Origin of the sequence: Chthoniobacter sp., assembly GCF_040003245.1 — a bacterium.
Lineage (GTDB): Bacteria > Verrucomicrobiota > Verrucomicrobiia > Chthoniobacterales > Chthoniobacteraceae > Chthoniobacter.
On record NZ_JBDUCX010000369.1, the window covers coordinates 1 to 4,328 of the forward strand.

Below are 4,328 nucleotides of genomic sequence, written 5' to 3' on the forward strand. Positions count from 1 at the left end.
CGATGCCCGCGAGCGAGAGATTCATGGCGATGTTGAAGCTCTCCAGTTGCTCGCGCCCCATGTAGTCCGAGTGCGGATCATAGACGTGCGCGAGCGCTTCGAGGTAAATCTCCAGCACCGCGCCGGCGCTGAGTTTCTGCATTGTCTGCACCTGCCGTTCGTAGCGCCGGGTCAGGGTCTGCGCGAACTGATCGGGTTTCTTGACGGCCAATTTTTCTTGCAAAATATCCGCGCGCAACCGCTGCCGCCACAGCTCGTGCGCCTCCGCAATATCGCGCGGCCGCGACGCATTTTCACGATCGAAGGAATAGCGGTCGTGCCCGGTGAAGTCGAATTTCTCCTCCGCCAGCGCCTTCGTCACGAACGCCGCGCGCTCATCGAGCCGCTGGAGATAGCGGCCGAAAATCACTCGCGCCGGATGCGTGTCGCCCGCGTCGCGAGTGGCCTCGGCAAGCTGCGGGACGAAGCGAGTAAACTCAGCGGCATCGCTTTGCAAAATGATCTCATGCGAGGGATCGAGCGAGTCGATGTAGCGGTCGAGGAACTTCGCGGCCATCGAATCGTCGAGCCGCCGACGCGCGAACTGGCCTTGTTCGAGAAGCTGCGCGGTGAGCTGCGTGACCTGTCCGTCCGGCGTGGGGGCATCGAGCCGCAGCGAAGGACGCAGCGCCCACAGCGGCGCGGTGGTGAGGAGCGCGAGGCCGAGCGCGGTAAAGGCGATGGAGCGGTGGAGCGGTTTCATGAGTTTAGGAAATGCAGGTGGGACAAGGTGTTTGTGAGATTGCTCATCACAGTGCTCCGCTTCGGTGGCGCCAGCCTTTCGGGCGCATTACAACGGTGAAGGAATGGCCGTCATCCCGTTCATCATCACGGATTCGCTGACCGAAAAGCCCCCCCTCCTGTTTCCAAGCGCCGGGCGCATGACTGGCGACCTCCTACTCGGACGGCTCCTTAAGAACCGCTATCAGGCAGGCGGTTCACAACGCCATGAGTTTTGCGAAGTGGCCGTCCACCGCATCGATTTCCATGTCGTAGTGGCGGGCGCATGCGGCGATGAGCACGTCCGGCGACGGACAAGTGAGCGCCGCCGCCCGCGCCCGGCGTGCGAGGTCGCACGCTTCCTCCCAGATTTGGCCCGTGATTTCGAGATCGGGAAGCACCTGCTCGTAACGGCGCGGCACCGTCTTCTCGTGATCGCCCCGGACGCCCATCCAAAGTTCCAGCCGCACCGGTGCGCACCAGCTCGCCTGCCCGCCGCGCAGCAGCGCATCCACACGCTGACGCACCTCCGCATTTCCGCGCGGGCGCAACTGCTCGATCCACGACGACGTATCGACGAGCTTCACTTCGAGTAAAGCCGCGCAGACTTCGGCAGATCGCGCTCGCGCAGTTCCATCAGTTCATGAAAGCTCATCATGTCCTTGCAGGTGCCGCTGTATTTCACCAGCTCGGCCATTCGTCGCTGCCGATTAAAGTCTTCGAGCACCTTCACGATCGCCTCGCGCTTGGTCTTCGCCTTGGTGAAGCGCATGGCATCGCGCAGCTCCTTTTCGGGAATATCAATCGTCGTCTTCATGCTTCCGAAGCTGCCCTCACGAAGAATCCCCGTCAATCGCCGTTGGAATCCTCGACCCGATCGTCGCTCGATGTTTTACGACGCCGATGGGATGATCCGCTCGACCTAGTTGGTGCTCACCCAACCGCTCCGGCCAGCCGCCAGTTCGCCACGGGTCGCGCATCTGTTTTTTGATTGGATGCGCTGACTGGAAGTCTGTTACGCTTCATTCGGGAGTGAGGTTAAGCGGTGAATTTTTCATACTTATGCAAACCATAGCGCGCGTTTATTTCAGAATTCTTCCGGCACTTGCTGCAAGCTGCATCATCGGAACCGGCAGTCCACAATCCGCGACGGCTGCGGTGAGTGACGAAGACTTCAACGCCCTCAAGGAGGCCGTGCAGAAATTGACCGAAAAGGTGCAGACTCTTGAGGGGGTGCATGAGGAAGACCAGGCGAAGATCCGAGACCTGCAAAGCAAACATGATGAAGCGCCCTTGCCGGCGGCTCAGCAAGTTCCCGATGCAAAGCAGTTCGTGCCTCCTTCCACTGGGTTGGAGGCGCCAGCCGCCACGGACCTTGGTGGCCCGCTGGCCACTCACAGCTTCACCATCGTCGGAGACGCCGAAGTTCAGTTCGCCAAGATCGCCCACAAGCACGGTGCCTTCGCGTTCGCCGATTTTGCGCCGATCTTTCTGTTCCGCGCCAACGAGAACATCCTCTTCGAAGCCGGCTTTGATTTCGTCCTTCAAAACAACGCGCCCGGCGGATCGGGCTACACGACCACCGTCAATCTGAGCTTCGCGACGATCGACTATCTGCTCAATGACTATGTGACTGTCACGGGCGGCAACATGCTGCTGCCACTAGGCACTTATAGTGAGCGATCCGCCGGCTGGCTGAACAAGATTCCCGACAACCCGATGGTGCGGGACATTCTCCCTGGCACCGGCGTCGGCGCGCAACTGCGGGGCGCCATCCCGGTCGGAGACAAGGGATCGAGCGTGACCTATTCGGCGTTTGCAGTCAACGGCCCCGGCTCCGTGGACGGCACGGGCAACGCCGGCCAACTCGACACCGGAGGCAACGTGGGCCTCACCCTCGCTGGTGATACCGCCAACTTGCACGGCGGAATGGGTTGGGGAGGACGCATCGCCTTTTTCCATCCATGGAAGGCACAGCACGATTTGGAAGTCGGCATCTCGGGCATGTCGAGTTCATGGGATGACGCCGGCCGCCGACAATACACCGCCGGTGTCGTGGACCTGGCGATGCACCTCGGACCTTCGGTGGAGATCAAAGGCGAATACGTCCACACTTGGGTGGAAACGGACGACTTGGGAACCATCAAGCCGAATGGTTGGTGGGTGCAGGCCGGCTACAAGCTCTCCGGCATGCTGCCGGATGTGCCGTATCTGAACAACGTCGAATTGATGGGCCGCTACGATACGCTGAGCGACGCGATGGGCACGCGGACCAACCGCGGGACGGTCGGCGCCGTCTATTATCTGAGCAACACCCTCTGGCTCGAAGGCGACTATGAATGGACGGGCAATCACGGCCCGAATCCCGCGCCGTCCAATTCGCTCATCTTCCAACTCTCCTACGGATTCTGAAAAGCGACCTGATCGTCCAAAATCACATCATGATGCCTCCATCCCAAATCAGCACTGCCCTTCTCAGCGGCCCGATGCAATCCGTCCGCCGCTTCACCGTCTCATCCCTCGCAACGGCGGTCATCACGTTCGCCATCCATGCGCAGGCGCAAACCGCGACGCCATGGGTGGCACCCGCAGACGCCGCGGCGATCAGGAATCCATCTGCCGGGAATACGGCCGCGGCTGCCGCGGGAAAACAGACTTACGCGGCTACCTGCGCGGCCTGTCATGGCGCCACGGGGCGCGGCGACGGGCCGGCGGCGGCGGCGCTCAATCCCAAGCCGGCCAATTACACGACTCCGGCGGTGGAGGCGGAAAGCGATGGATCGCTGTTCTGGAAATTGAGCGAGGGCCGCGGGGCGATGGCTCCATTCAAATCCGCCCTCTCGGAAAAGCAGCGCTGGGAACTCGTCACCTATATCCGGACGCTGGGGCCGGGGAGCCATCACGCGAAACCCGTCACGGGTGTTCCGACCGCCGGCGGCGTTCCCGGTGCGACCCCCAAAGTGGCCAGGCCAACGCAGGCGAAAACAGGAACTGCCCCGGGTGTTCTTCCAACGGCTCTCCCTCCGACTCTTCCGATAGGTCCCGCGGCAGTCCCAGAAACTGCAGGGGCTCTTTCTGGAGTCGAGTTGTGGTCGATAAATTGCAACCGCTGCCATACCTACCGTGCCTCAAACGAATACACGGCGGCGCAATGGCAGAATCTTCTCCTGCACATGCGGGTCCGGGCTAACCTTCCCGCCGCCCAGGCTCGGGAAATCCTGAAATTCCTCCAGGCCGGAGCGGGAAAATAGGCGGGACTTGAGCGGACGACTCAAGTGATCCGTGAGAAGAATCCCACGAATACATTCTCGTCCCCGCCGCGCGTGGGGGGCCGCGGTTAATGCCCCGACCGGCTGGCTAACTCTTCGCCGGGATGATCTTCTCGACCTCGCTCGCGCTCACCCAGCCGCCTTGGCCGCTCGCGGTGCGAATGCGGAGGAATGTGCCGTAGCCACTTTCCGCGCGGACGATTTCGCCCGGCTTCAACTCGAAGGACACCGCGGCATTCGCCGCTGGCGCGATGCGTGCGCCGGCTGGCGAGGCGGCGACAATCACGGCGCGATCCAGCT

General features: G+C 61.9%; 5 protein-coding genes and 1 pseudogene. 2 read left to right on the forward strand and 4 right to left on the reverse strand.

The genetic code is table 11. The features are described from left to right. The 3 genes and pseudogenes from ABJF10_RS29605 to ABJF10_RS29615 all read right to left on the reverse strand — a co-directional run. Window positions 1–742: pseudogene (locus ABJF10_RS29605) on the reverse strand (hypothetical protein); the annotation flags it as partial. Window positions 743–977: 235 nt separating this feature from the next. Beyond that, entirely contained in the window at window positions 978–1,346 is a 369-nt protein-coding gene (locus ABJF10_RS29610) for a PIN domain-containing protein (RefSeq protein WP_348548205.1), read from the reverse strand. Further along, complete coding sequence (locus ABJF10_RS29615; protein WP_348548206.1) at window positions 1,343–1,576, reverse strand: type II toxin-antitoxin system VapB family antitoxin; 234 nt, start codon at window positions 1,574–1,576, stop codon at window positions 1,343–1,345. Before ABJF10_RS29615 ends, ABJF10_RS29610 begins: the two co-directional genes overlap by 4 nt. Window positions 1,577–1,917: 341 nt before the next feature. On the opposite strand from ABJF10_RS29615, the gene ABJF10_RS29620 reads away from it, so the two are divergent. Beyond that, entirely contained in the window at window positions 1,918–3,171 is a 1,254-nt protein-coding gene (locus tag ABJF10_RS29620) for a hypothetical protein (RefSeq protein WP_348548207.1), read from the forward strand. Between the two features lie 29 nt (window positions 3,172–3,200). Then, the gene (locus tag ABJF10_RS29625) at window positions 3,201–4,010 is read left to right on the forward strand and encodes a cytochrome c (protein WP_348548208.1); all 810 of its coding nucleotides are present in this window, start codon (window positions 3,201–3,203) and stop codon (window positions 4,008–4,010) included. 106 nt (window positions 4,011–4,116) lie between these two features. On the opposite strand, the gene ABJF10_RS29630 is transcribed toward ABJF10_RS29625, so the two are convergent. Further along, window positions 4,117–4,328, reverse strand: a 212-nt coding sequence (locus ABJF10_RS29630) for an SH3 domain-containing protein (protein ID WP_348548209.1), incomplete at its 5' end; no start/stop codon positions are given.